Annotated in this window: 24 protein-coding genes; 12 read left to right on the top strand and 12 right to left on the bottom strand. The window is 65.5% G+C overall.

Annotated features, from left to right (window positions below):
- Positions 1–201: 201 nt before the first annotated feature.
- The 5 genes from OJI97_RS00335 to OJI97_RS00315 form a co-directional block, all read right to left on the bottom strand.
- On the bottom strand, positions 202–1,338 hold the full coding sequence (locus OJI97_RS00335; protein ID WP_297659664.1) for a zinc-binding dehydrogenase: 1,137 nt from the start codon (positions 1,336–1,338) through the stop codon (positions 202–204).
- Between the two features lie 76 nt (positions 1,339–1,414).
- A complete protein-coding gene (locus OJI97_RS00330; protein ID WP_297659662.1) occupies positions 1,415–2,158 on the bottom strand; it encodes a 3'(2'),5'-bisphosphate nucleotidase CysQ in 744 nt (247 codons plus the stop codon).
- Positions 2,159–2,160: 2 nt separating this feature from the next.
- Positions 2,161–4,074 (bottom strand): sulfate adenylyltransferase subunit CysN, encoded by a 1,914-nt coding sequence (gene cysN / locus OJI97_RS00325; protein WP_297659659.1) that lies wholly within the window; start codon positions 4,072–4,074, stop codon positions 2,161–2,163.
- Positions 4,074–5,000, bottom strand: coding sequence for a sulfate adenylyltransferase subunit CysD (gene cysD, locus OJI97_RS00320; protein WP_297659656.1), 927 nt, complete (start codon positions 4,998–5,000; stop codon positions 4,074–4,076). The genes cysN and cysD overlap by 1 nt, the downstream gene beginning before the upstream one ends.
- 165 nt (positions 5,001–5,165) lie before the next feature.
- Positions 5,166–6,068, bottom strand: coding sequence for a LysR family transcriptional regulator (locus tag OJI97_RS00315; protein ID WP_297659653.1), 903 nt, complete (start codon positions 6,066–6,068; stop codon positions 5,166–5,168).
- 100 nt (positions 6,069–6,168) lie between these two features.
- Between OJI97_RS00315 and OJI97_RS00310 the strand changes: the two genes are divergently transcribed.
- From OJI97_RS00310 to OJI97_RS00300, 3 genes are read left to right on the top strand one after another with little or no spacing between them, the layout of a single operon-like run.
- Positions 6,169–7,338 carry an isovaleryl-CoA dehydrogenase gene (locus OJI97_RS00310; protein ID WP_297659651.1) on the top strand — a complete coding sequence of 390 codons (1,170 nt, stop codon included), beginning with the start codon at positions 6,169–6,171 and terminating at the stop codon, positions 7,336–7,338.
- A complete protein-coding gene (locus OJI97_RS00305) occupies positions 7,335–7,685 on the top strand; it encodes a hypothetical protein (protein WP_297659648.1) in 351 nt (116 codons plus the stop codon). The genes OJI97_RS00310 and OJI97_RS00305 overlap by 4 nt, the downstream gene beginning before the upstream one ends.
- A complete protein-coding gene (locus OJI97_RS00300) occupies positions 7,682–7,960 on the top strand; it encodes a hypothetical protein (protein ID WP_297659645.1) in 279 nt (92 codons plus the stop codon). Before OJI97_RS00305 ends, OJI97_RS00300 begins: the two co-directional genes overlap by 4 nt.
- A gap of 103 nt (positions 7,961–8,063) precedes the next feature.
- On the opposite strand, the gene OJI97_RS00295 is transcribed toward OJI97_RS00300, so the two are convergent.
- Positions 8,064–10,151, bottom strand: a complete 2,088-nt coding sequence (locus OJI97_RS00295; RefSeq protein ID WP_297659642.1) for a M13 family metallopeptidase — start codon at positions 10,149–10,151, stop codon at positions 8,064–8,066.
- A 146-nt stretch (positions 10,152–10,297) separates the two neighbouring features.
- Between OJI97_RS00295 and OJI97_RS00290 the strand changes: the two genes are divergently transcribed.
- From OJI97_RS00290 to OJI97_RS00265, 6 genes are read left to right on the top strand one after another with little or no spacing between them, the layout of a single operon-like run.
- Positions 10,298–11,896, top strand: coding sequence for a carboxyl transferase domain-containing protein (locus tag OJI97_RS00290; RefSeq protein ID WP_297659639.1), 1,599 nt, complete (start codon positions 10,298–10,300; stop codon positions 11,894–11,896).
- Positions 11,897–11,908: 12 nt separating this feature from the next.
- The gene (locus OJI97_RS00285; protein WP_297659636.1) at positions 11,909–12,172 is read left to right on the top strand and encodes a hypothetical protein; all 264 of its coding nucleotides are present in this window, start codon (positions 11,909–11,911) and stop codon (positions 12,170–12,172) included.
- A complete protein-coding gene (locus OJI97_RS00280) occupies positions 12,169–14,088 on the top strand; it encodes an acetyl/propionyl/methylcrotonyl-CoA carboxylase subunit alpha (protein WP_297659633.1) in 1,920 nt (639 codons plus the stop codon). Before OJI97_RS00285 ends, OJI97_RS00280 begins: the two co-directional genes overlap by 4 nt.
- A complete protein-coding gene (locus OJI97_RS00275) occupies positions 14,085–14,543 on the top strand; it encodes a GNAT family N-acetyltransferase (protein ID WP_297659630.1) in 459 nt (152 codons plus the stop codon). The genes OJI97_RS00280 and OJI97_RS00275 overlap by 4 nt, the downstream gene beginning before the upstream one ends.
- A gap of 2 nt (positions 14,544–14,545) precedes the next feature.
- A complete protein-coding gene (locus tag OJI97_RS00270; RefSeq protein WP_297659627.1) occupies positions 14,546–14,998 on the top strand; it encodes a MaoC family dehydratase in 453 nt (150 codons plus the stop codon).
- On the top strand, positions 14,998–15,849 hold the full coding sequence (locus tag OJI97_RS00265; protein ID WP_297659624.1) for a CoA ester lyase: 852 nt from the start codon (positions 14,998–15,000) through the stop codon (positions 15,847–15,849). The genes OJI97_RS00270 and OJI97_RS00265 overlap by 1 nt, the downstream gene beginning before the upstream one ends.
- A 92-nt stretch (positions 15,850–15,941) precedes the next feature.
- Here the strand turns inward: OJI97_RS00265 and OJI97_RS00260 are convergent, their stop codons facing one another.
- From OJI97_RS00260 to hisI, 5 genes are all read right to left on the bottom strand, one after another.
- Positions 15,942–17,426 (bottom strand): phospholipase D-like domain-containing protein, encoded by a 1,485-nt coding sequence (locus OJI97_RS00260; protein ID WP_297659621.1) that lies wholly within the window; start codon positions 17,424–17,426, stop codon positions 15,942–15,944.
- 218 nt (positions 17,427–17,644) lie between these two features.
- Positions 17,645–19,447 (bottom strand): acyl-CoA dehydrogenase C-terminal domain-containing protein, encoded by a 1,803-nt coding sequence (locus OJI97_RS00255; RefSeq protein WP_297659619.1) that lies wholly within the window; start codon positions 19,445–19,447, stop codon positions 17,645–17,647.
- A gap of 64 nt (positions 19,448–19,511) precedes the next feature.
- On the bottom strand, positions 19,512–19,943 hold the full coding sequence (locus OJI97_RS00250) for a MerR family DNA-binding transcriptional regulator (protein ID WP_257549977.1): 432 nt from the start codon (positions 19,941–19,943) through the stop codon (positions 19,512–19,514).
- A 65-nt stretch (positions 19,944–20,008) separates the two neighbouring features.
- A complete protein-coding gene (locus tag OJI97_RS00245) occupies positions 20,009–20,548 on the bottom strand; it encodes a hypothetical protein (protein ID WP_297659612.1) in 540 nt (179 codons plus the stop codon).
- Positions 20,541–20,915, bottom strand: a complete 375-nt coding sequence (gene hisI / locus OJI97_RS00240; protein ID WP_297659609.1) for a phosphoribosyl-AMP cyclohydrolase — start codon at positions 20,913–20,915, stop codon at positions 20,541–20,543. The genes OJI97_RS00245 and hisI overlap by 8 nt, the downstream gene beginning before the upstream one ends.
- 302 nt (positions 20,916–21,217) lie before the next feature.
- Between hisI and purF the strand changes: the two genes are divergently transcribed.
- From purF to OJI97_RS00225, 3 genes are all read left to right on the top strand, one after another.
- Entirely contained in the window at positions 21,218–22,675 is a 1,458-nt protein-coding gene (purF, locus tag OJI97_RS00235) for an amidophosphoribosyltransferase (protein ID WP_297659606.1), read from the top strand.
- 10 nt (positions 22,676–22,685) lie between these two features.
- The gene (locus OJI97_RS00230; protein WP_297659720.1) at positions 22,686–23,414 is read left to right on the top strand and encodes an SDR family NAD(P)-dependent oxidoreductase; all 729 of its coding nucleotides are present in this window, start codon (positions 22,686–22,688) and stop codon (positions 23,412–23,414) included.
- 63 nt (positions 23,415–23,477) lie between these two features.
- The gene (locus tag OJI97_RS00225) at positions 23,478–23,861 is read left to right on the top strand and encodes a hypothetical protein (protein ID WP_297659603.1); all 384 of its coding nucleotides are present in this window, start codon (positions 23,478–23,480) and stop codon (positions 23,859–23,861) included.
- 81 nt (positions 23,862–23,942) lie between these two features.
- Here the strand turns inward: OJI97_RS00225 and OJI97_RS00220 are convergent, their stop codons facing one another.
- The gene (locus OJI97_RS00220) at positions 23,943–25,127 is read right to left on the bottom strand and encodes a serine hydrolase (protein WP_297659600.1); all 1,185 of its coding nucleotides are present in this window, start codon (positions 25,125–25,127) and stop codon (positions 23,943–23,945) included.
- Between the last annotated feature and the right edge of the window lie 4 nt (positions 25,128–25,131).

Below are 25,131 nucleotides of genomic sequence, written 5' to 3'. Positions count from 1 at the left end.
GCCTCCTCTCCCCTTGAGGGAGAGGATAGCCCAGCTTGCTCCCTTGGGAGCTAGCGAAGCTTGGAGAGGGGTGCGACGCCAGCGGACGCAAAACCCCCTCTCAACTTCGGCTAGGCAGCAAGCTACCAAGCCTTCGTATCTCTCCCTCAAGGGGAGAGACTATGATCCTTACCTATCCCCGCTTCCGGTCGCTAGCGCCTCTCAACCATGCGGACGGATCAGATATTTCTCACCGGTCCGCTTCGCATTATAGGCGTGCGCGATATCGAGGCTCAGGGCCTCGGTCAGCGAGATTTCGTGGCTGTAGTGGCTCTTGAAGGTCGTCGTCAGCTCGTCCACGACGCGCTGACGCATACGGCCGACGACCTCCATCCCCGCCTTCGCCATGAAGGGCGTAAGCAGGAAGCCCGATAGCGACCAGGTCAGGCCGAAGCTGCGGTTGAGGATCGTCGGGCCGACGTCGAGCGCGCCATAGATATAGACCTGCTTGAACGTGTCCGAACCATAGCGGCTGTAAGTGGTCATGCGCTTGACCGCCGCGACCTCCATCGCCGAGAGGATCTGGCCCGCCAGCTTGCCGCCGCCGATCGCATCGAAGCCCAGCGTCGCGCCGGTCTCGACGATCGCCGCAACCAGCCTGTCCTGAAAATCCTCGTCGCTGCTGTTGACGATATGCTGCGCGCCGATGCCCTTCAATATGTCGACCTGCGCGTCGCTGCGCACGATGTTGACCAGCGGGATGCCGTCCTTCGCGCAGATCTTGACGAGCATCTGGCCGAGGTTGGAGGCGGCGGCGGTGTGGACGATCGCGCTGTGATTTTCCATCCGCATCGTCTCGGTAAAGGCAAGGCTGGTGAGCGGATTGACGAAACAGGAAGCGCCGTCGACCGGATCGGTGCCATCGGGGAGCGGCATCACCATCTGCAAAGGCAGACAGCGATATTCGGCATACATCTCGCCGCCGAGCAGCGCGACGGTCTTGCCTATCAGGGCCTGCGCTTCGGGCGAGTCCCCCGCCTTGACGACGGTGCCGCAGCCTTCGTTGCCGATCGGCAGCGCGTCGCCGATCCGCCCGCCCATCGCGCGCATCCCCGCCGGGGGCACATCGGCGGTGATCATCGGCAGGCCGTCGCGCGTTCCCGCGCGCGCTGTCGTCATGTCGGCGCCGCCGAACAGCAGGCCGAGGTCCGACGGATTGATCGGCGTCGTCAGCACCTTCACCAGCACTTCGTGCGGCTTGGGCTCGGGCATCGGGCGGCGCTCGAAATAAACCTCGAGTTGTCCCTCGGGCTTCACGAGGGTCACCATGACGGTGTTGGTTTCAGGCAGGTCGGTCATCGCGCGTCTCCCGTGGTTCGGTTTTTCGATGCAACCGAATTAGGGGGCGCCAGCCTTGCTGGCAATGGCCTGCCCGTCAGGCGGGCGAATATTCCGCGGCGAGCCGGAGGACGTCCGCGGCCAATTCCGTCCGGCAGATCAACAGATCGGGAAGATAGGGATTCGGCCTGTTGTAGCAAAGCGGCGACCCGTCGGCGCGGCTGACGTGCAACCCCGCGGCCTGCGCCACCGCGACGGGGGCGCAATTGTCCCATTCATATTGGCCGCCGGTGTGGAGATAGATATCGGCCTCGCCGCGCACCACCGCCATCGCCTTCGCGCCTGCCGAACCCATGGCGACAAGCTCCGCGCCCAGCCTCTCCGCGACGAACACGGCCTCGGCAGCGGGGCGCGTGCGGCTGACGAGCATCCTGAGCGGTGCATTCGCGGGGCGGAGCGGCGCGGGAGCGCCCGAAGTCAGCGTGACGCCGAGCCCCGGCAGCGCGACCGCGCCCACCGTGGCAGCGCCGCCCACCGCCAGCGCGACATGCACCGCCCAGTCGTCGCGGCCCTCGCCATATTCGCGCGTCCCGTCCAGCGGATCGACGATCCACACCCGGTTCCGGTCGCAGCGCGCCGGATTGTCTTTCTCTTCCTCGGACAGCAGCGCGTCGCCGGGGCGCGCGGCGCGAAGTTCGCGGCACAGCATCGCATTGGCCTCGGCGTCCCCGGCCTTGCCGAGGTCCTTGCCCACAAGATCGCCCCGCGTCCGAAGGTTCAGCAGGATCGCCCCCGCGGCGGTCGCCAGCCTTTCGGCGAGTTGCTCGTCACTCTCGGCCATGCTCACCCCAGCAAGCGATCGATAATCAGGTCGGCCGCTTCCTCGGGCGACATCGCGGTCGTGTCGATGCGAATTTCGGGCGCGCCGGGTGCCTCATAGGGGCTGTCGATCCCGGTGAAATTCTTGAGCTGACCGGCGCGTGCCTTTTTATAAAGGCCCTTTACGTCGCGCTTCTCGGCTTCGGCAAGTGGCGTGTCGATGAAGATTTCGAGGAACTCGCCTTCGGGCAGCATCGACCGCACCATGTCGCGTTCGGCCTTGAAGGGCGAAATGAAGGCGGTGATCACGATCAGGCCCGCGTCGGTCATCAGCTTCGCAACCTCGCCGACGCGGCGGATATTCTCGATGCGGTCGGCCTCGGTGAACCCCAGGTCGCGGTTGAGCCCGTGGCGGACGTTGTCGCCGTCGAGCAGGAAGCTGTGCCGGTTCATCCGGTGCAGCTTCTTTTCGACGAGGTTGGCGATCGTCGACTTGCCCGAGCCCGAGAGCCCGGTGAACCAGAGCAGCGCGGGGCGCTGGTTCTTGAGGTTCGCGCGCATGTCGCGGTCGATGTCGGTCGCCTGCCAATGGACGTTCTGCGCGCGGCGCAGGCTGAAATGCAGCATCCCCGCCGCGACGGTCGCGTTGGTCAGCTTGTCGATCAGGATGAAGCCACCGAGGCTATGGTTGTCGGCATAGGCCTCGAACACCACCGGTTTGTCGGTCGACAACTCGACGACGCCGATGCCGTTGAGGTCGAGCGTCTTCGCCGCGAGATGGTCGAGCGTGTTGACGTTGATCTCATATTTCGGCGCCTGCACCGTCGCCGACACGCTTTGCGTCGCGAGCTTCAGCCAATAGGCGCGTCCCGGGATCATCGCCTCGTCTGCCATCCAGACGAGCGTCGCTTCGAACTGATCGGCGGCCTCGGGCGGCGCATCGGTGGCGGCGATGACGTCGCCGCGCGAACAATCGACCTCATCGGCGAGCGTCAACGTCACCGACTGGCCCGCGACGGCTTCGGGCAGATCGCCATCGAGCGTGACGATGCGGCTGACGCTGGTCGTCTTGCCGCTCGGCAGGATGCGCACCGCATCGCCGGGCTTGACGGTGCCGCTGGCAAGCTGGCCCGAAAAGCCCCGGAAATCCAGGTTCGGGCGATTGACCCACTGCACCGGCATGCGGAACGGCTTCGCTTCATCGGCGGCGCTGCCGACCTCGACATTTTCGAGATGTTCGATCAGCGCCGGTCCCTTGAACCACGGCGTGTTCGCCGAAAGGCCGGTGATATTATCGCCCTTGAAACCCGAAATCGGGATCGCGGTGAAGCTGGTGATCCCGATCTCGCTCGCGAAGGCGCGGTAGGCGAGCGTGATGCGATCGAACACCGCCTTGTCGTAACCGACGAGGTCCATCTTGTTCACCGCGAGCACGATGTGCCGGATGCCGAGCAGATGCGCGAGAAAGCTGTGCCGCCGCGTCTGCGTCAGCACGCCCTTGCGCGCGTCGATCAGGATGACGGCGAGGTCGGCGGTCGAAGCGCCGGTGACCATGTTGCGCGTATATTGTTCGTGCCCCGGCGTGTCGGCGACGATGAACTTGCGCTTTTCGGTGGTGAAGAAGCGGTAGGCGACGTCGATCGTGATGCCCTGCTCGCGCTCGGCGGCCAGGCCGTCGACGAGCAGCGCGAAATCGATCTCCTGCCCCTGCGTGCCGACGCGTTTGCTGTCCGCCTCCAGCGCGGCGAGCTGGTCCTCGAAGATCATCTTCGAGTCATAGAGCAGCCGCCCGATCAGCGTCGATTTGCCGTCGTCGACCGAGCCGCAGGTGATGAAGCGCAGCAGCGACTTCTTCTCGTGCTGCGTGAGGTAGGCGTCGATGTCCTCGGCGATCAGCGCGTCGGTGACGTAAACAGGAGTGTCGGAGGTATTTGGCATCAGAAATACCCCTCCTGCTTCTTCTTCTCCATGCTGGCGTCGCCGCCGTCCTTGTCGATGATGCGGCCCTGGCGTTCGCTGGTCGTGGTCAGCAGCATCTCCTGAATGACTTCGGACAAAGTCGCCGCCTCGCTCTCGACCGCGCCGGTAAGCGGGTAGCAGCCGAGGGTGCGGAAGCGCACCGAGCGCTCCACCGGCACCTCGCCCGCCTTCAACGGAAAGCGCTCGTCATCGACCATCAGCAGCAGCCCGTCGCGCTCCACGGTCGGGCGCGGCGCGGCGAAGTAGAGCGGCACGATCGGGATATTCTCGCGCGCGATATATTGCCAGATGTCGAGTTCGGTCCAGTTTGAGATCGGAAAGACGCGGATGCTCTCTCCTTTCGCCTTGCGGGCGTTGTAGAGGTTCCAAAGCTCGGGGCGCTGTTTCTTGGGGTCCCAGCCATGGCTCGCGGTGCGGAACGAGAAGATGCGCTCCTTCGCCCGGCTCTTCTCCTCGTCGCGCCGCGCGCCGCCGAAGGCAACGTCGAAGCCGTACAGGTCGAGCGCCTGCTTCAGACCTTCGGTCTTCCACATGTCGGTGTGCAACGGGCCGTGATCAAACGGATTGATCCCGCGCTCCTTTGCCTCGGGATTCTGATAGACGATGAGTTCCATGCCGCTCTCGCGCGCCATGCGGTCGCGCAATTCGTACATCGCCTTGAACTTCCACGTCGTGTCGACATGCAGCAGCGGAAACGGCGGCGGCGAGGGATAGAAGGCCTTGCGCGCGAGATGCAGCATCACCGCGCTGTCCTTGCCGACGCTATAGAGCATCACGGGCTTGGCGGCGTCGGCCATCACTTCGCGCATGATATGGATGCTCTCGGCCTCCAGCCGGTCGAGATGGGTCAACTCGGACGATCCTGCCCGCAAATCAGACGACACCAACCAGCCTCCTCATATGTCCGCCGGGCAACGGATTAGCGCATTCTTCATTTCGCCCTACGTCCAATTGGACGGGATATGCGGGCCGCCGTAACGCCGCGCCCGGCATATGGGCAAACATTATGGCCTTTGGGCGTTGCAAGTCTGGCTTGTGAGATCGCGGGTTCATCCGGCGGCATCGACCTTTCCCTGCCGCCATTCGGCGCCGATCGAGCCGATCGCTTCGAGCGCGCGGCCCAGCCGTGGCGCGACCGCGGACGATGCGCGCCACGCCGGGTCGAGGACCAGCCCCAGTTCGCGCCGGAAGTCATAGCCCGTCACCTTCAGCGGCACGACGCCGCCGATCGCCAGCGACACGGGCGCCGTGGTGATCCCGACCCCGGCGGCAACCATGCGCAGGCAGCGCTCGTCGCTGTCGCTGCGCAGCGCGAACCGCGGACGAACGCGGCGGCGCGTGAAGAAGCGGCTTGTCGCATCGAGCAGTTCGCACGACCGGCGCGCGATCATCGTTTCGGACGCGAGTTCCTCGGGATCGACCTCTCCCCGCCCCGCGAGCGGATGATCGGCGGCGACGAACATCACGAAAGGTTCGTCATAGAGCGGCACGACGTCGGGCGCTCGCTCGCCGGGGCGGAGCGGGACGATCGCCATGTGGAGACGTCCGCCGTGGATCGCGGCGCGCAGTTCGGACTCGCTGTTCTCGCCGATCTCGAGCCCGAAATCGCGCGCGAGGAGGCCCGCGATATTTTGCAGAACCTCCCCGGGAACCGACCGGATCGTCCCGAGCCGCAGCAGCGGCTTGTCGCCCTCTTCGACGCGGCCGAAGCCGTCGGCGGCGCGAAAGCCGCGTTCGAGGTCGCGCGCGATCGGCAGGAAGCGCCCGCCCGCCTCGGCCAGCCGGATCTGGCGGCGGTTGCGGATGAAGAGCGGCGCGCCGACGAGGCGTTCGAGGTCGGCGATTCCCGTCGAGAGCGCGGGCTGGGTCACGCGGATCTGCTGCGCCGCGCGGGTGAAGCTGCCCGCATCGACGACCGCGAGGAACTGCCGGATGTGCGAGCGCTTTATCATAAATTTTCCTTATGCTGAATCGCGCGTAGTTTCAATTTTCATATGAACGCGCTTTCGGGCAGACAGGGGTCCTGTTCCGCCCCTGACCGAAGGGATGCTCATGCGCGCCACCCCCGATTTCGACTTCGCGCTCGGCGAAACCGCCGACATGATCCGCGAGACCACCGCCCGCTTCGCCGACGAGCAGATCGCTCCGCTCGCTGCCAAAGCCGACGCCGAGGACTGGTTCCCGCGCGCCGAACTCTGGCCCGGGATGGGCGCGCTCGGCCTGCACGGCATCACCGTCGAGGAGGAATGGGGCGGGCTCGGGCTCGGCTATCTCGAACATGTCATCGCGGTCGAGGAAGTGTCGCGGGCATCGGGCGCGATCGGCCTCAGCTACGGCGCGCACTCGAACCTGTGCGTCAACCAGATCCGCCGCTGGGGCAATGCCGAGCAGAAGGCGAAATATCTCCCCAAGCTGATCAGCGGCGAGCATGTCGGCAGCCTCGCCATGTCCGAAGCGGGTGCGGGCAGCGACGTCGTGTCGATGAAGCTGAAGGCCGAAAAGAAGGGCGACCGCTTCATCCTCAACGGCACGAAGTTCTGGATCACCAACGCGACCTATGCCGACACGCTCGTCGTCTATGCCAAGACCAGCCCCGAAGCGGGATCGCGCGGCATCACCGCTTTCCTGATCGAGAAGGACATGCCGGGCTTCGCCATCGGGCAGAAGATCGACAAGGTCGGGATGCGCGGTTCGCCGACCGCCGAGCTCGTCTTCACCGATTGCGAGGTGCCCGAGAGCCAGGTGATGGGGCCGGAGAACGGCGGCGTCGGCGTGCTGATGTCGGGGCTCGATTATGAGCGCGTCGTGCTCGCGGGGCTCCAGCTCGGCATCATGCAGGCGTGCCTGGACACGGTCATTCCCTATGTTCGCGAGCGCAAGCAGTTCGGCAAGCCGATCGGGTCGTTCCAGCTCATGCAGGCGAAGGTCGCCGACATGTATGTCATGCTCCAGTCGGCGCGCTCCTATGTCTACAACGTCGCCAAGGCGTGCGACGCGGGGCAGACGACGCGCTTCGACGCCGCGGGCTGCATCCTGCTCGCGAGCGAGAATGCGGTGAAGGTCGCGGGCGAAGCGATCCAGGCGCTGGGCGGCGCGGGCTATACGAAGGATTGGCCGGTCGAGCGTTACTGGCGCGACGCCAAGCTGCTCGACATCGGTGCGGGGACCAACGAGATTCGCCGCATGCTGATCGGCCGCGAACTGATCGGCGCCGGCGCGTGATCTGGACCGGGCTGTCGTCCGCCTTCATGGTGGCGGCAGCGCTGGTGCATTCGGTGCTCGGCTATCGGCGCCTGATCGCGCCGCTGCTGCGGAGCGGCGACGGCCTGCTCGCCGACGCGCTGGTCCGCCGGATCGTCCGCTTCGCCTGGCATGCGACATCGGTGCTGATGCTGGTTTCGGCGGCGGCGGTTGTGTGGCCGGGCACGCCGAAGGGGCTGCTGATAGCCATCGGCGCAGCCTGGCTGGCGACGGGCCTCTTCAACGCCGCTTATACGAAGGGCCGCCACATCGCCTGGCCCGTGCTGAGCGCGGCGGGGCTTTTCGCCCTGATCGGCGGTTTCGCATGAATCAAACCCTGCTCGACGCGCTGCAATATTATGGCGCCGCCGCCGCGACGCTCGCGGCGCTGCTCGTCTCGCTCAATCTCGGCGAGCGGTGGAACGGCTGGGCGTTCGTGATCTTCGTGACGAGCAGCCTCGCGCTGATCGGCTGGGGCTTCCTGCAACCCGACAGCGAGGGCATCGGCTGGCAAAATGTCGCGCTGCTCTGCATCAATCTGGTCGGCGTCTACAGCCATTTGATCCGCAAGAAGCCGGCGAAAAAACAGGCTCCCAATGATTGACGTCATTGCGAGCGGAGCGAAGCAATCCAGAGCGGTTTACGCCCGCTCTGGATTGCCGCGTCCCCCGGATCAAGCCCGGGGTTCTCGCAATGACGGGGCTAATTCATCCCCACACCCGCACGCGCTTGTCGGGCGCGAGGTAGAGCTTGTCGCCTTCCTTGACGTCGAACGCCTTGTACCAGGCGTCGAGGTTGCGCACGGTCAGCGCGCGGTACATGCCCGGCGCATGGCCGTCGGTCGCGATGCGCGCGCGCAGCGCCTCGTCGCGCATCTTGGTCGCCCAGGTCTGCGCATAGGCGATGAAGAAGCGCTGGTCGCCGGTAAAGCCGTCGATCACCGGCGCGGCCTTGCCGCCGAGCGAAGCGTGATAGGCGTCGTAGGCCGCCTGCAAGCCCGCGACGTCGGCAATATTCTCACCCAGCGTCAGCTTGCCGTTCACCGCCAGGTCGGGGAACGGCTTATAGGTGTCGAACTGCGCGGCGAGCGCGGCGCCCGCTTCCTCGAACTTCTTGAGGTCGGCGGCCGTCCACCAGTTGCGCAGCGCCCCGGTCGAATCGAACGCCGCGCCATTGTTGTCGAAGCTGTGACTGATCTCGTGGCCGATGACGGCGCCGATCGCGCCATAATTATAGGCTGGGTCGGCGGCAGCGTTGAAGAAGGGCGGCTGCAGGATCGCGGCGGGGAAGTTCAGCGCGTTCTGCACCGGCAGGTTGACGGCATTGACCGTCTGCGGCGTCATCCACCATTCGGCCTTGTCCATCGGCTTGCCGATCTTGGCGAGCTGATGCGCATATTCGGCCTTCTCGCCCGCGATCTCGTTGGCATAGGCATTGTCGGTGCTGACGGTGTAGCTGCCGTAATCGCGCCAGGTTTCGGGATAGCCGACGCCGACGACGATCGTCTCGACCTTCTTGATCGCTTCCTTCTTGGTTTCGGGGGCCATCCAGTCGATCGCGTTCACGCGCGTGGCGAACGCCGCCTTGATGCCCTTCACCATGTCGCCGACCTCGGCCTTCGCCGATGCCGGAAAATATTTCTCGGCATAGACGCGGCCGACCGCGTCGCCGAGGTCGGTGTTCAGCGCGTCGAGCGCGCGCTTGTCGCGGCTGCGCTGCTGCGGTGTGCCCGAAAGCGTCGTGCCGTAAAAGGCGAAGTGCGCATTATCGAGCGCGCTCGGCAGCACGTCGGTGTGGCTGTTGATCTGGTGAAACGCCAGCCAGTCCTTCCACGTATCGAGCGGCTCCGACGCCACGAGCGCCGACAGGCCGGTGATCGCCTTCGCATGATAGGCGCCGAACTTCGCCGCCTTGCCGAGCCCCGCCGCCGCGAAATAGGCATCCCAGTCGATGCCCGGCGCCTTCGTCGCGAAATCGCCCTTCGCCCAGACGCCCGCCGACTTGGCGAAATCTTCGCTCTCTTCGCGGCTTGCGTGCGCCTTCGCGATCTTGACCTCGAGGTCATAGATGCGCTTCGCCTTCGCCTCGGCATCGCTCTGCCCGGCGGCGGTCAGCAGCTTGGCGATATAGGTCTGATATTGGGTGCGGATCGTCGCCATCTTGGGATCGGCCGACAGATAATATTCGCGCTCGGGCAGGCCGAGGCCGCCCTGCAGCACATAGGGGATCACTTCGCCGGGGGTAGCGAGGCCCTGCGTCACGAAGATGCCGAACAGATTTTCGGTGTTGAAATCGGTCGCGTTCAGCGGGTCGACGTCGGCGCGGGTCTGCTCGCCCAGCACCTTCGACAGCGCAGCCTTGTCGGCGATCGCCGCGAAGCGCGCGAGATCGGCCGCGACCGGCTTCATCCCCGCGGCGTCGATCGCCTTGGTATTCATATAGGCGTTGTAGAAGGCGGCGATGCGGCCGTCGTCGGTCTTGGGGTCGCCGCCGCTCTTGACGATCGCGTCGACCAGTTCGCGGGTGCGCTTCTCTGTTTCGAGGAAGGCGATGTAGAAGGCGCCGGTCGACGAGCGGTCCGCCGGGATCGCGGTCGTCTTTTGCCAATTGCCATTGGCGTAAGCGTAAAAGTCGTCGCCGGGCTTCACGCTGGTGTCCATCGCGGTCTTGCTGATGCCGAGTTCAGTGCCGACGGTGTAGCTGGCGTCGGCCTTGTCGCCGCCCTTCGAACAGGCGACCGGGCCCGCGACGATCGCGGCGGTGGACAGAAGGATGGCGAAGACGGTCTTTTTCATGGGGTCGGCCTTGCTTTTATGGGGGATGCGAAGGGGCATAGGCCTGTGACGATCCGGTTTCAATGCCAACCATTTTCGGCCTGCGGTCCTTGTGGGTCGACGAGCGGCGGGGTATCCCGCCGGACTTCAGCGGGAGAGTGAAAGACGTGAGCGCGCCTGTCTTGGGAACGATGATCGATGCGGAAAGCGACGCGTTTCGCGCCAATGCCGCGCACAATCGCGGCCTGCGCGACGAGCTCCATGCGCGGGTCGCCGCGGCGGCGCTCGGCGGCAATGAAAAATCGCGCGAGCGGCACACGAGCCGCGGCAAGCTGCTGCCGCGCGAACGGGTCGAGCGGCTGCTCGATCCGGGCTCGCCCTTCCTCGAGATCGGGCAGCTTGCGGCGGGCGACATGTATGAGGGCGAGGTTCCCGGCGCGGGCATGATCGCCGGCATCGGCCGCGTGTCGGGGCGGCAAGCGATGATCGTCTGCAACGACGCGACGGTGAAGGGCGGCACTTACTATCCGATGACCGTCAAGAAGCATCTTCGCGCGCAGGAGATCGCCGAAGCGAACCGTCTGCCCTGCCTCTATCTCGTCGACAGCGGCGGTGCCAACCTGCCGCATCAGGATCAGGTCTTTCCCGACCGCGACCATTTCGGGCGCATCTTCTTCAACCAGGCGAATATGAGCGCGAAACGTATTCCGCAGATCGCGTGCGTGATGGGCAGCTGCACCGCGGGCGGCGCTTACGTCCCCGCGATGAGCGACGAGACGGTGATCGTTCGCAATCAGGGCACGATCTTCCTCGCCGGCCCGCCGCTCGTGAAGGCGGCGACGGGCGAGGAGATCAGCGCCGAGGATCTCGGCGGCGGCGATTTACACGCGAAGAAATCGGGCGTCGTCGACCACTTGGCCGAGAATGACGAACATGCGCTGACGATCGTCCGCGACATCGTCTCGACCTTCGGGGCCGAGCAAGGCTTCGAGGTGGCGATGAAAGACCCGCGCCCACCCAAATATGCCGCGGAGGAGCTTTACGGCATCATCCCGCAGGACGTGCGCGCACCCTATGACGTGCACGAGGTTATCGCGCGCATCGTTGATGCCAGCGAGTTTCACGAGTTCAAGGCGAACTACGGGAGCACGCTCGTCTGCGGCTTCGCGCATATCTGGGGTATTCCGGTCGCGATCCTCGCCAACAACGGCGTGCTGTTCAGCGAAAGCGCGGTCAAGGGCGCGCATTTCATCGAACTGGCGCAGCAGCGGCGCATTCCCCTGCTCTTCCTCCAGAACATCAGCGGCTTCATGGTCGGCGGCAAATATGAGGCCGAGGGGATCGCCAAACACGGCGCGAAGCTGGTGACCGCGGTGGCGACGGCAACGGTGCCGAAGATCACGGTGCTGATCGGCGGCAGCTTCGGCGCGGGCAATTACGGCATGTGTGGGCGGGCCTATTCGCCGCGCTTCCTCTTCACCTGGCCCAATGCGCGGATCAGCGTGATGGGCGGCGAGCAGGCGGCATCGGTGCTGGCGACCGTCCACCGCGACGCCGACAAATGGACGGCAGAGGAAGCCGAAGCCTTCAAGGTGCCGATCCGCCAGAAATATGAGGATGAAGGCAACCCCTATCACGCAACCGCGCGCCTCTGGGACGATGGTATCATCGATCCCGCGCAGACGCGGGATGTGCTGGGGCTGGCCTTCGCCGCAACGCTGAACGCTCCGGTCGAGGACCGCGGGTTCGGCGTGTTCAGGATGTGACAGGAGACTATGATGGCAAACGGACGTCCCGGTGACCACCCTTTCACTGACATCTTGCACCATGGCAGTTCGGAATTTGGAGAGCCAGTCGACTCCCTAGTGAAGAGAATGTTCGAGCACCCACTCTTTTTCAAAGTCAGCGACGATGTTGCCGATCTCCTTTGGGAAAAATCACCCTTCGGACGGCAAAACGAAAAAGCAACTCTCCTCGCTGAAACCGAAAAGGGCCTGACTGCCATTTCAGCTCGATTGGCAAAATTGGTAGAAGAAGAATGATCCAATCCCTCCTCATCGCCAATCGTGGCGAGATCGCCTGCCGTATCATCCGCACCGCGCGCGAGATGGGCATTCGCACTGTTGCGGTCTATTCGGACGCCGACGCCAAGGCGCTGCATGTGCGGGAGGCCGACGAAGCGGTGCATATCGGGCCGTCGCCGGCACGTGAATCCTATCTGGTGGGCGAAAAGATCATCGCCGCCGCGAAGGCCACTGGCGCCGAGGCGATCCATCCGGGTTATGGCTTCCTGTCCGAAAATGCCGGGTTCGCACAGGCGGTCATCGATGCCGGGCTCGTGTGGGTCGGCCCGAAGCCTTCGTCGATCACCGCGATGGGTCTCAAGGATGCAGCCAAGAAGCTGATGACCGAGGCCGGGGTGCCGGTGACGCCGGGCTATATGGGTGCGAATCAGGACCCGGCTTTCCTCGCCGAACAGGCCGCGAAGATCGGCTATCCCGTCCTCATAAAGGCGGTCGCGGGCGGTGGCGGCAAGGGGATGCGCAAGGTCGATGCCGCGGCCGATTTCGCCGACGCGCTCGCCTCGTGCCAGCGCGAGGCGGCGGCGTCGTTCGGCAACGACCATGTGCTGATCGAGAAATATATCCTGACCCCGCGCCATATCGAGGTGCAGGTGTTCGGCGACACGCACGGCAATGTCGTCCACCTGTTCGAACGCGACTGCTCGCTCCAGCGCCGCCACCAGAAGGTAATCGAGGAAGCCCCTGCCCCCGGCATGGACGAAGCGACGCGTGCCGAACTCTGCGCCGCCGCAGTGCGCGCCGCGAAGGCGGTCGATTATGTCGGTGCCGGCACGATCGAGTTCATCGCCGACGCCAGCGAGGGCCTGCGCGCCGACCGCATCTGGTTCATGGAGATGAACACGCGGCTGCAGGTCGAGCATCCGGTGACCGAGGAAATCACCGGCGTCGATCTGGTCGAATGGCAGCTCCGCGTCGCGTCGGGCGAACCGTTGCCGCTTCGCCAAGACGAACTGACAATCGACGGCTGGGCGATGGAAGCTCGCCTTTACGCTGAGGATCCGCTGACCGGTTTTCTTCCAAGCACGGGCGCGCTGAACAACTTCCATCTCGACGACGAGATCGCGCGAATTGAGACCGGCGTGACGGGCGGCGATACAGTGTCTCCGTTCTATGATCCGATGATTGCGAAGCTCGTGGTAAAGGGGGTCAACCGGGCGGACGCACTTGAACGCCTCGCCTTCACTTGCGATTCAACCCTGACTTGGCCGGTCAAGAACAACGCCGGTTTTCTCTCGGCCCTGCTCCGTCACGAAGCCGTCCGCGCGGCGGCGCTCGATACCGGCTTCATCGCCGCCAATCTCGACACGCTCGTTGCCGGGGCCGAACCGACCGACCCCCTGCTTGAAATGGGTGCGATCAACATTTTCAAGCGAACTGGCGGAACCGATGTCGCGATCGCACCGCAGAAATATAGCGATGAGTTCGTCGACGCTTGGACTGACCTCTTCGGTTTCAGAGCCAATGCGCCCGCCAACAAAACGATCTGGATGCTTGTGGACGGGCAACCGCGCAGCACCGTGATCGGCTCGACGCGCCTCGGCGTGGGCTCGCTGCTCTGGCAGCATGGCGATCAAATCCTGATCGTCGACAAAGGTTGGCCGCACCGGTTCGAGCCGTTCCGCGCCGGTGGAGCGTCTACCGGCGCAGCAGGCGACGGCGCGATCCTGTCGCCGATGCCGGGCAAGATCATCGCGGTCGATGTCGCGGCGGGTGACGCGGTGACGAAGGGACAGAAGCTGCTGACCCTCGAGGCGATGAAGATGGAGCATAGCCTGACCGCCCCGTTCGACGGCGTGGTCGCCGAACTCAACGCCATCGCGGGCGCGCAGGTGCAGGTCGAGGCGCTGCTCGCGAAGATCGAGGCGGCCAAATGAGCGGCCTGATCCTCCGCGACGCAACGAAGGCCGACCTTCCCGCGATCCTCGCGATGCTCGCCGAGGATGTGATCCCGCCGGGCCGCGAGGCCGACCCATCGGACCCGCGTTACCTCGCCGCGTTCGAGGCGATCGACGCCGACCCGAACCAGCGCCTGATCGCGGCGGAGCTCGACGGCCGCGTCGTCGGGACGATGCAACTCAGCTTCCTGCCGGGGCTTTCCTTTATCGGAAGCTGGCGCGGACTGATCGAGGCGGTGCGCATCGTCGCCGACCTGCGCGGACAGAGACTGGGCGAGCAGATGATCCTGTGGGCGGTCGACCAGTGCCGCGCGCGCGACTGCAAGCTTGTCCAATTGACGTCGTCGTCTACACGCACCGCGGCGCACCGCTTCTATGCCCGGCTCGGCTTCGTACAGAGCCATGTCGGCATGAAATTGCATTTGAGGGACTGACGATGGCAGGCAGGTTTTTCGATGAATGGGCTATCGGCGACACACTGGCGCACGATATCCGGCGCACGGTGACCGAGACCGACAATCTGCTGTTCACGACGATGACCCACAATCCGCAGCCGCTGCACCTCGACATCGAGGCGGCGAAGGCGTCGGAGTTCGGGCAGATTCTCGTCAACGGCACCTTCACCTTCAGCCTGATGGTCGGGCTGTCGGTCGGCGACACGACGCTCGGCACGCTCGTCGCCAATCTCGGCTACGACAAGCTGGTGATGCCGAAGCCGGTGTTCCTCGGCGACACGCTGCGCGCGACGAGCGAGGTGATCGGCCTCAAGGAATCGAAATCGCGGCCGAATGCGGGTATCGTCACTTTCCTGCATCGCTGTATCAACCAGCGCGATGAGACCGTCTGCCAGTGTGAACGCTCGGCGCTGATCAAGAAGAAGGACGCCTGATGCGCCTCCGCTCCCTGCTCTTCGTCCCCGGCGACCGCCCCGAACGCTTCGCCAAGGCGGCCGCGTCGGGCGCCGATGCGATCATCCTCGACCTTGAGGATTCGGTTTCGCTTGCGAACAAGGAGGTCGCGCGCGCCGCGATCGCCGACTATCTGGCGGGCGAACGCGAGGTGATCACGCTCGTGCGCGTCAATCCGCTCGACGGGCATATGACCGCGGCCGACGTCGCGGCGATCGCCGCCGCGCGGCCCGACGCGATCATGCTTCCCAAGGCCGAGGGCGCGCCGAGCATCCAGCAGCTCGACACGATCCTGCGCAGCGAATCCGCGCGCGATGCCTCGCTGCCGCCGATCCTGCCGATCGCAACCGAAACGCCCGCGGCGGTCTTCACGCTCGGCAGCTATCGCGAGGCGAAGGAACGGCTCGTCGGGCTGACCTGGGGCGCCGAGGACCTGCCCGCCGCGATCGGGGCGACCACCAGCCGGAACGAGGACGGCAGCTACACCTCGCCCTATGAAGTCGCGCGTGCGCTGACGCTGTTCGCAGCGCATGGCGCGGGGGTCGCGGCGATCGACACCGTCTTCCCGGCGATCAAGGACGAAGCGGGGCTCGCCGCCTATGCCGCGCGGGCGCGGCGCGACGGCTTCACCGGCATGATGGCGATCCATCCCTCGCAGATCAGACCGATCAACGCGGCCTTCACGCCTTCGGCCGACGAGGTCGCGCGCGCGCAGGCGATCGTCGATGCCTTCGCGGCCAATCCGGGGGTCGGCGTGCTGCAGGTCGACGGCAAGATGGTGGACGCGCCGCACCTCAAGCAGGCGCAGCATATCCTGTCGCTGGCGGATTAGCGCCCGCCCCTTCGTCATTGCGAGCGAAGCGAAGCAATCCAGGGCGGCTTGTTACGCCCTGGATTGCTTCGCTTCGCTCGCAATGACGGGGTTCACCGAAAAGGCCGATGCCGCTTCATCCACGCCTTGCCGCGGTGCCAGCTTTTCTTCAGCCCGCGCTCGGCGATTCCTTCGAACATCGCATCGGGACTCGTCGGATCGAGCAGTTCGTTATCGGCGATGAACTCGTCGAGCGGCCCCGGCGGGACGAGGTCGAGCAATTCGAGCGAGCGGCCGGCGCCGCGCAGCGCCTCGATCGTCTCGATCAGCGATCCCGCGGCGTCGAAACGGCGCGCGACCTCCGCGGGGTCGGCGTCCAGATGCTCGGCGATCAAGGACTCGCGCAGGCGCCGGATGACGGGTTCGACGCCATGGTTCGCGGGCAGTGCGGTGTCGATCGTCACGTCGCACTCGCTGTCGAGCCCCATCGAGCGGTTGTTCATGTTCGCCGACCCGACGCGCAGCATCCGGTCGTCGACGATCGCGGTCTTGGCGTGGACATAGATGGCCTCGCCGTCGTGCGTGCGCGGATAATAGACTTTCAGCCGGTCGCCATGCTTCGCCTTGGCGACCGCGCGGACGAGTTGCACGCGCGCCGCGTCCATCGCCATCTGTTCGAGCCAGCCGTCGGCCTGCTGAGGCATCACCATCACGAATTCGGGCGGATCGTCCTCATCCAGCCGCTCGGCGATGGCGGCGGCGATCTTGCCGCAGGTGAAATATTGATTCTCGAAATAGACGAAGCGCTTCGCGGCGGCGATCATGTCGAGATAGAGACGCTCGATCTCGCGGATTTCGGGATGGCCGTCATATTCGGCGCGTGTACGCGAAATGGCGACGTCGACGCCCTCGAAATCCGGATCGAGATCGTCCGGCCAATTCTCGCCCTTGCCGTTCAACTCGCGCAGCGGCTTCTTCGTCGCGCGCTGCCAGCGCTCGTTGCCAAGGTCGGCGAGCGCGGTGCCGACCGGCCCGGCGAGGATCATCGTGCTGTCGTGCCACGGCATATAGGGCTTGCCATCGGGCGCGGTGCGATGCGGGTCGCCGTCCTTGTGCCCGCGCGTGTCCCAGCGGCGCGCGCCGACGTCGATGCCGCCGCAGACCGCGAGGTGATCGTCGAACACCGCGACCTTCTGATGATGGCTGCACCCAACCGGATGCGCGCTGTCGAGGCGGAAGCTGATCGAGCGCGTGATCTTCCAGCGCAGCACCATCGAGACGATGCGCGGCATCGCGAACTGTTTGAGCCCGCCGAAATTCCAGCGCAGGATGTCGATGTCGCGATCGGGGCAGTTCTTCGCGAGGCGGAGCAGATAGTCGCCGAGCGGTTCACCCTGCCCCTGGCTGTCGGGCTTTAGCGCAATGCGCGGATCGAAATCCCAGCCGATGAGCAGGATGCGTTCCTTCGCGTTGGCCATCAGCCGTTCGAGCAGCGCATAATAATCGGCGGCATCGACGATCATCCGCACCTTGTCGGCGCGCTCGATGCGCCAGCAGTTGCGGCCCTCGACGACGATCGGTGTCAATTCGCTCCCCATCATCGCCAGCACGCACCGTGGCGGCGATGGTTGCAAGCGCTTTCGGCATTTTTGCGGTTCCGAGCCCACCCTGTTCCCCCGCGAAGGCGGGGGCCCATCTCCAGCCCTCTCGAGATTCAGCGCGCGGTGCTAAAAACGACAGCGTAGGAGATGGCCCCCCGCCTTCGCGGGGGAACAGGTAGGCAGGATGGCGCTCGGAATCTCCGCCCCTCTTTTCGTCAAGCGCCGAAGAATTGCTCCGGGGTCAGCGCCATCATCGCCTCGCTGCCCGCCTCGATCTTGCGGCGCAGCGCGCCGGCGTCGGGGATGAAGCGTTCGCCGAAGTGGCGCGCGGTGACGATTTTCGCCTCGAGAAACTCCTTGCTGCCGCGGCCTTCGTCGAGCGCCTTCTGCGCCGCTTCAGCCATGCGGAGCCACATCAGGCCGAGCGCGACGATGCCGGTGATGTGCATATAATGATGCGCGCCCGCGCCGACATTGTTCGGGTTGGCCATGCCGTTCGCCATGAACCACATCGTCGCGGCCTTGAGCTCGCCGTTCGCCTTTTCGAGGCGTCCCGCAAAATCGGCGAAGGCGGGCTTGTCCTTCGCGGCGGCGCATTCGGCGTCGACGATCGCGAAGAGGGCCTGGATCGCACGGCCGCCGTTCTGCGCCAGCTTGCGCCCGACGAGGTCCATCGCCTGCACCCCGTTCGCGCCTTCGTAGATCATGGTGATGCGGGCATCGCGGACATATTGGCTCATGCCCTGTTCCTCGATGTAGCCGTGGCCGCCAAACACCTGCTGCGCGTTCACCGCGACCTCGAACCCCTTGTCGGTGCCGTAGCCCTTGATGACGGGGGTGAGAAGGCTGACGAGGTCGTCGGCCTGCTGGCGTTCCTCCTCGCTTTCGGCGGCATGGGCGAGATCGACCTGCAGCGCGCCCCACAGGCAGAGCGCACGCAGCCCCTCGACCACCGCCTTGCCGTCCATCAGCATCCGGCGCACGTCGGGGTGGACGAACAACGGATCGGCCTTTTCCTGCGGGTCGGCGGGGCCGGTGAGCGCGCGGCCCTGACGGCGGTCCTGCGCATATTGCACCGCGTTCTGGAACGCGATGTCGGCCTGTCCCAGCCCCTGGATGCCGACGCCGAGGCGCGCGGCGTTCATCATCACGAACATCGCGGCGAGGCCCTTATTCTCCTCGCCAACCATCCAGCCTTTCGCGCCGTCATAATTCATCACGCAGGTCGCGTTGGCGTGGATGCCCATCTTGTGCTCGATCGATCCGCACGACAGCGTGTTGCGCTCGCCGAGCGACCCGTCTTCGTTCACGAGGAACTTGGGCACGATGAACAGCGAGATGCCCTTGACGCTGTCGGGCGCGTCGGGGGTCTTGGCGAGGACGAGGTGGATGATGTTGTCGGTGAGGTCGTGTTCGCCCGACGAGATGAAGATCTTGGTGCCGGTGATCGCGTGGCTGCCGTCGCCGTTCGGCACCGCGCGGGTGCGGATGAGGCCGAGGTCGGTGCCGCAATGCGGCTCGGTCAGGTTCATCGTCCCGCCCCATTCGCCGGAGATCATCCGCGGCGCATAGGTCGCCTTCTGCTCCTCCGACCCCTTGACGAGGATCGCGGCGACCGCGGCCTGCGTCAGCCCCGGATACATGGCGAAGGCCTGGTTCGCGGCCATGCGATATTCCTCGACCGGAAAGCCGACGACGTGCGGCAGGCCCTGCCCGCCGAATTCCTCGGGCTGGGTCAGCAGCGTCCAGCCGGCCTCGCAATAGGCCTTATAGGCCTCCATGAACCCGTCGGGCGTCGTCACCGATCCGTCGTCGTGGCGGGTGCAGCCCTGCTGATCGCCCGAATAGTTGATCGGGAACAGCACTTCCTCGCAGAATTTGGCCGCTTCGGTCAGCACCGCCTCGACCATGTCGGGCGATGCGTTGGCGAACCCCGGCAGGGCCGCATAGCGATCGATGCCGAGCACGTCGTTGAGCAGGAACAGCGTATCTTGAACGGGGGCGCGGTAAACGGGCATGACTCGTCTTTCTGAAAATCACGGGTTGGCAAACATCTCGCCCGGGGAGGCCAGGAGCCGAAGCTCAGCGCACTTTTCGGCCCGCCTCGACCTTTTTGACCGTATCGATGAACCGTGTCAGTTCATCGACGGCACTATCGATATCGTCGCGCTGGCGCTGCAACAGCGCAATGCGCTGCTCGCATTTTTCGATCGTCACCTGGCGCTGGGTCTTGCGCCCGTCGCCGACGTCGTAGAGATCAATCATCTCGCGAATGTCGGCCAGGCTGAAGCCGGTGCGCTTCGCGCGCAATATCCAGGCGAGCCGCGCGCGGTCGCGCTTCGAATAGATGCGCGACAAGCCGCGGCGCGAAGGGCTGATCAGCCCTTCGTCCTCGTAAAAGCGCAGAGCGCGCGCGGTGACACCGAATTCGGTCGACAGATCGGTGATACTGAACTGGTCGCGGCCGAGGTGATCGGGCGTATCGATATGGGCGTGGCCGTATTCTTCGGTCATGCGGCGAGGATAGTTTCCGTTGACGTGAACGTCAAGGCTGGCCGAGCGGTGGGGAGCCTGCAACATCAATCCCCGCAAAGCCCGATGATATTGCCGCGCCCGTCGCTGATACGCAAGCGTTTCGCATCCTCTTCGGACCAGCTCGCGCGCGGCAGGTCGAGCCCGGCGAGCGACGCGCGCGCGGGGCACAGGCTGTCGCATTGCGACGGCAGCTTTCCGGGCAGGCGAAGCTCGTCCTCCTCCTCGCGCACCAACATGTCGCAGCCCTCGACACCGGCGAAGCGCATCCGCCAGCCGTCGCGCTCGCTCGTCATCGTGCCGCGCGCGGTGCAGCGCAGGCCGGGGCCGAACGCCGCGGTGACCGCGAAGCGCCAGCGCCCTGCCCCATCGGGGACCGCGCACATCGCGTCGCGCCCCAGCTCATGGCTCCGCTCGAACACGCCGGTGGGCGTCGCCGTGTCGGGGCGAACGACCCCGCGCTCGCGCGCCGCGATTTCGAGCGGATTGCCCGCGTCGATTTCGCTGCCCGCGCGATCGGGCGCCCCCCGGTCGCAGCCGGCGAGCAGAAGCGGCAGGATCAACCAGAGAGCGCCGCGATCAGGCATCGTCGCCCAGGAACGTCAGCGATCCATCGTTCTCGACCCGGCGATAGAAGCACGAGCGGCGCCCGGTGTGGCACGCTGGCCCCGCCGGCCGGACGCGCAGCAGCAGCGCGTCCTGGTCGCAATCGACGCGCATCTCGACGAGCGTCAGTTCATTGCCCGACGTCTCGCCCTTGCGCCACAGCGAGCGGCGCGAGCGCGACCAGAAATGCGCCGCGCCGGTCTGCTGCGTCAGCCGGATCGCATCGGCGTTCATATGCGCGACCATCAGCAGCGTGCCGGTCTCCGCATCGGTGACGATCGCGGTGACGAGGCCCGCGGCGTCGAAGCGCGGCAGGAAGCGGTCGGTTTCATCGCTGGTCGGGTCCATGTGCAGCGCTTTAGAGCAGGACCGGGGCCGCTGTCACCCCACCGCAGCGATGAAGGCGGCACTGCTTTTCCATCTCTTCCCGTCACCCCGGACTTGATCCGGAGTCCCGCTCCGCGACGTCGACAAGCGGGACCCCGGATCAAGTCCGGGGTGACGAAAAAAGGACAATGGATTCTTCCAAAACCAACTGGCGTTGCCACCGGCGGCGGCGTTCGATGACAATAGTGTGAAGATGGGGGGCGACATTTGGAACAACCGCTCCTATATGCGCGGCAGTCACCGCCCCCTGCCCCTGGATCGACATGCTGACGACGCATCCTTTCGATGACGACAAACTCCGCGAGGAGTGTGGCGTCTTTGGTATCCATGGCGCCGAAAGCGCCGCCGCCGTGGTCGCGCTCGGGCTGCACGCCCTACAGCACCGCGGGCAGGAAGCCGCGGGGATCACCGCTTTCGACGGCAAGGAGTTCCACACGCACCGCGCGATGGGGCACGTCGCGGGGAATTTCGACCGCGACGACATCATGCGCCAGCTCGCGGGCGCCTCGTCGATCGGCCATGTCCGCTATTCGACGACAGGCGAAACCGCGCTGCGCAACGTCCAGCCCCTGTTCGCCGACCTGGCGACCGGCGGCTTCGCGGTCGCGCACAACGGCAATATCTCGAACGCGACGGCGCTGCGCAAGATCCTCGTCCGCCGCGGCTCGATCTTCCAGTCTACCAGCGATACCGAGGTGATCATCCACCTCGTCGCGACCTCCAACTACCGCACCCTGCTCGACCGCTTCATCGACGCGCTGAAACAGGTCGAAGGCGCCTATTCACTGATCTGCCTGACCGCCGAGGGAATGATCGGGTGCCGCGACCCGCTCGGCATTCGCCCGCTTGTTCTCGGCAAGCTGGGCGACGCCTATATCCTCGCGTCCGAGACGGTGGCGCTCGACGTCGTCGGGGCCGAGTTCGTGCGGTCGGTCGAGCCCGGCGAACTGGTGATCATCCGCGACGGCGAACTGACATCGCACCATCCCTTCGCCGAGCGCGCGGCGCGCCCGTGCATCTTCGAATATGTCTATTTCTCGCGCCCCGATTCGATCGTCGACGGGACGAGCGTCTATTCGGTGCGCAAGGCGATCGGCGCCGAACTGGCGCGCGAAAATCCGGTCGATGCCGACCTCGTCATCCCGGTCCCCGATTCGGGCACCCCCGCGGCGATCGGCTATGCGCAGGAATCGGGCATTCCCTTCGAGCTCGGCATCATCCGCTCGCACTATGTCGGCCGCACCTTCATCCAGCCCGGCGACAAGGTCCGCCATCTCGGCGTCAAGCTCAAGCACAACGCCAACCGCGCGCTGATCGCGGGCAAGCGCATCGTGCTGATCGACGATTCGATCGTACGCGGCACGACCAGCCTCAAGATCGTGCAGATGATGCGCGATGCCGGCGCGGCCGAGGTGCATATGCGCATCGCCAGCCCGCCGACCCAGCATAGCTGCTTCTACGGCGTCGACACGCCCGAGCGCGCGAAACTGCTCGCGGCGCAGATGACGGTCGGACAGATGGCGAACTTCATCAACGCCGACAGCCTGTCCTTCCTGACCATCGACGGCCTCTATCGCGCGCTCGGCGAAGCGAAGCGCGCCGACGACGCCCCGCAATATTGCGACGCCTGCTTCACCGGCGACTATCCGACGACGCTGACCGATTTCGACGAAAACAGCATCGACGATCAGTTTTCGCTGCTTGCCGAGCGGGTTGTCTGACGACATGAGCATGAAATCTGAAGAACTGGCGGGCCAGGTCGCGCTCGTCACCGGGGCGAGCCGCGGCATTGGCGAAGCGATCGCGGAAGCGCTCGCAGCGCGCGGCGCGCATGTCGTGATCACCGCACGCACCGCGGGCGGGCTCGAGGAGCTTGAGGACCGCATCCACAACGCCGGCGGCAGCGCGACGATCGCGCCGCTCGACCTCACCGACGGCGACAGCATCGCCCGCCTCGCCAGCGCCATGGCCGAGCGCTGGAAAAAGCTCGACATGCTGGCTCTGAACGCCGCGATGCTCGGCACGCTGACCCCGGTCGCGGCGATCGACGGCAAGGAATTCAACCGCCTGCTGACGCTCAACCTGGTCGCGCAGCAGGCGCTGATCGCCAATTTCGACCCGCTTCTCCGCCGCGCGGCGAGCGGCCGCCTGCTCGCGCTGTCGAGCGGCGTCGCGCGCAACCCGCGCGCCTATTGGGGCGCCTATGCCGCGTCGAAGGCCGCGCTCGAAGCGCTGGTGACCAGCTATGGCGCCGAGATGCGCAATATCTCGGGCGTCCGCACCGCAATCCTCGATCCCGGCGGCACCCGCACCCAGATGCGCGCGCGCGCCTATCCCGGCGAAGATCCGCACAGCATCAAGGACCCTGCGGCGGTCGGCGAATTCGTCGCCGCGATGATGGTCGAGGGGTTCGACAGCACCGCCTTTCACGCGCTGCCCAAAGTGATGCTGGACGCTTAACCCGTTCTTTGCAACTCTGTGCCAAATGCGGGCAGGTTTGGAGTTGGGGCAAAGGTTTTGGGAATGAAAAGCAGCATCCTGCGATCGGTGATCGCCGCTCTGGTCGGTATTCTCCTCGCCTTCGCCCTGCTCTGGCTGTCGCAATATGCGGGCAGCGAGGTCGCCCCCGCCGAATATGACGTCGACACCGGCGAAATCCTGATCCCGCTGGGCTCGACGATCGCGCTGATCGTGGGGTGGTTCGTCGGCACCTTCGGCGGCGCGTGGCTCGCGATGCGCGTTTCGGGCGGCAACGGTCCGGGCTGGGTCGTCGCGGGCGCGGTGATCGGCGCGGCGCTCTACAGCGCCGCCGATTTTTCGGACAGCTGGTGGATCATGGCGCTGGGCGTGCTCGTTCCGCTGGTTGCGGCCTGGGCCGCGCAGCGGGCTGCGGGCACGGCCGCCTGATCGTCGCCCCCGCGAAGGCGGGGGCCGCTATCGGCGTAGCGCAAAGCGGCCCGCGGCCCCGCCTTCGCGGGGCGACGGGTTTTATTTCGCTTCCCGATCCACCGCGGCCTGCACCGCCTTGTAAAAGGCCTCGCGCGCCTTGCCGACGCCTTCGGGATCGGTGGCGGTCGGCCAGTTGCCGTTCGAGGCGATCACCAGCCCCCGCTTCGGGTCGATGAAGATGCCCTGACCGAAAATGCCCTGCGCGGCGAAGCTGCCGTCGTCGTTCGTCCACCATTGATAGCCATAGCCGCGCCCCGGCAAGTCGATGTCGGCCTGCTTGGTGGTTGCCGCGGGGAGCCAGTCGTCGGGCAGCACCTTCTGCCCGCCCGCGACGCCGCCGTTCAGGATGAATTCGCCGAGACGCGCATAGTCGCGCAGGCTCGCCGAGATGCAGCAGCCGCTGATCTCATGCCCCGTCGGCCCGAGCATCCACACCGCGTCCTGCTCCATCCCGAAGGGCTTCCACACCTTTTCGGACAGATAGTCGGACAGCGTCTTGCCGGTCGCGCTCGACACCAGCACCCCGATCAAATTCGTCTCGCCGGTCTTGTAGACCCATTTCGACCCCGCAGGCGCCTCGCGCGGCAGCGTCTTCATATAGCTGACGGTGATGTCCTCGCCCGCGACCGGCTTTTGCAGGTTGAACTGCGCGACGTCGGACTTGGGGTCGGTATAATCCTCGTTCCATTTGACGCCCGAGGTCATCGTCAGCAGCTGCCGCACGCTGACATCGTCATAGGCCGAACCGCGCAGGCCGGGGATATAGACGGTCACCTTGTCGTCGAGGCTCTTGATATAACCGTCCTTCACCGCCGCGCCGACGAGCGTCGAGGTGAAGCTCTTGGCGACCGAAAAGCTCGTCCAGCGGCCCGCGGCGCCATAGCCGAGCGCATATTTCTCCAGCCGGATCTTACCGTCCTGGACGATGATCAGCCCCGCGTTGCGCTGCTGCGCCATATGCGCGTCTACATCGAGGCCGAGGTCGATCGGCTTACCCTCGGGCAGCGGATAGACGGGGCCGCCCGCCTTAATCGTGTGGACGACCACCTTGGGGACCGTCTCCATCGTGCGGAAAGCGGCGTCACGCTGATCCTGGCTCCAAAACAGCACGTTCAAATCCTCCGGCAGTTTCTGGGAAATGGTGTCGGCGGTCTGCGCCGTCGCGGGGGCGGTCAATGCCGCCGTCGCCGTGCCCAGCAGCACGGCCGCCCAAAATCTTCGCATCATC

The organism is Sphingopyxis sp. (assembly GCF_025869345.1).
In the GTDB taxonomy this organism is placed as follows: Bacteria; Pseudomonadota; Alphaproteobacteria; order Sphingomonadales; family Sphingomonadaceae; genus Sphingopyxis.
Note: the sequence above shows the minus strand (reverse complement) of the source record. Positions and strands in the feature narration are given on the sequence as shown.

Excerpts from the sequence above, each read along its gene's own strand:
- OJI97_RS00335 (WP_297659664.1), bottom strand. The coding sequence starts at position 1,338 with ATGACCGACCTGCCTGAAACCAACACCGTCATGGTGACCCTCGTGAAG.
- OJI97_RS00330 (WP_297659662.1), bottom strand. The coding sequence starts at position 2,158 with ATGGCCGAGAGTGACGAGCAACTCGCCGAAAGGCTGGCGACCGCCGCG.
- cysN (WP_297659659.1), bottom strand. The coding sequence starts at position 4,074 with ATGCCAAATACCTCCGACACTCCTGTTTACGTCACCGACGCGCTGATC.
- OJI97_RS00315 (WP_297659653.1), bottom strand. The coding sequence starts at position 6,068 with ATGATAAAGCGCTCGCACATCCGGCAGTTCCTCGCGGTCGTCGATGCG.
- OJI97_RS00310 (WP_297659651.1), top strand. The coding sequence starts at position 6,169 with ATGCGCGCCACCCCCGATTTCGACTTCGCGCTCGGCGAAACCGCCGAC.
- OJI97_RS00300 (WP_297659645.1), top strand. The coding sequence starts at position 7,682 with ATGAATCAAACCCTGCTCGACGCGCTGCAATATTATGGCGCCGCCGCC.
- OJI97_RS00295 (WP_297659642.1), bottom strand. The coding sequence starts at position 10,151 with ATGAAAAAGACCGTCTTCGCCATCCTTCTGTCCACCGCCGCGATCGTC.
- OJI97_RS00285 (WP_297659636.1), top strand. The coding sequence starts at position 11,909 with ATGGCAAACGGACGTCCCGGTGACCACCCTTTCACTGACATCTTGCAC.
- OJI97_RS00280 (WP_297659633.1), top strand. The coding sequence starts at position 12,169 with ATGATCCAATCCCTCCTCATCGCCAATCGTGGCGAGATCGCCTGCCGT.
- OJI97_RS00275 (WP_297659630.1), top strand. The coding sequence starts at position 14,085 with ATGAGCGGCCTGATCCTCCGCGACGCAACGAAGGCCGACCTTCCCGCG.
- OJI97_RS00270 (WP_297659627.1), top strand. The coding sequence starts at position 14,546 with ATGGCAGGCAGGTTTTTCGATGAATGGGCTATCGGCGACACACTGGCG.
- OJI97_RS00265 (WP_297659624.1), top strand. The coding sequence starts at position 14,998 with ATGCGCCTCCGCTCCCTGCTCTTCGTCCCCGGCGACCGCCCCGAACGC.
- OJI97_RS00260 (WP_297659621.1), bottom strand. The coding sequence starts at position 17,426 with ATGGGGAGCGAATTGACACCGATCGTCGTCGAGGGCCGCAACTGCTGG.
- OJI97_RS00255 (WP_297659619.1), bottom strand. The coding sequence starts at position 19,447 with ATGCCCGTTTACCGCGCCCCCGTTCAAGATACGCTGTTCCTGCTCAAC.
- OJI97_RS00250 (WP_257549977.1), bottom strand. The coding sequence starts at position 19,943 with ATGACCGAAGAATACGGCCACGCCCATATCGATACGCCCGATCACCTC.
- OJI97_RS00245 (WP_297659612.1), bottom strand. The coding sequence starts at position 20,548 with ATGCCTGATCGCGGCGCTCTCTGGTTGATCCTGCCGCTTCTGCTCGCC.
- hisI (WP_297659609.1), bottom strand. The coding sequence starts at position 20,915 with ATGGACCCGACCAGCGATGAAACCGACCGCTTCCTGCCGCGCTTCGAC.
- purF (WP_297659606.1), top strand. The coding sequence starts at position 21,218 with ATGCTGACGACGCATCCTTTCGATGACGACAAACTCCGCGAGGAGTGT.
- OJI97_RS00230 (WP_297659720.1), top strand. The coding sequence starts at position 22,686 with ATGAAATCTGAAGAACTGGCGGGCCAGGTCGCGCTCGTCACCGGGGCG.
- OJI97_RS00225 (WP_297659603.1), top strand. The coding sequence starts at position 23,478 with ATGAAAAGCAGCATCCTGCGATCGGTGATCGCCGCTCTGGTCGGTATT.
- OJI97_RS00220 (WP_297659600.1), bottom strand. The coding sequence starts at position 25,127 with ATGCGAAGATTTTGGGCGGCCGTGCTGCTGGGCACGGCGACGGCGGCA.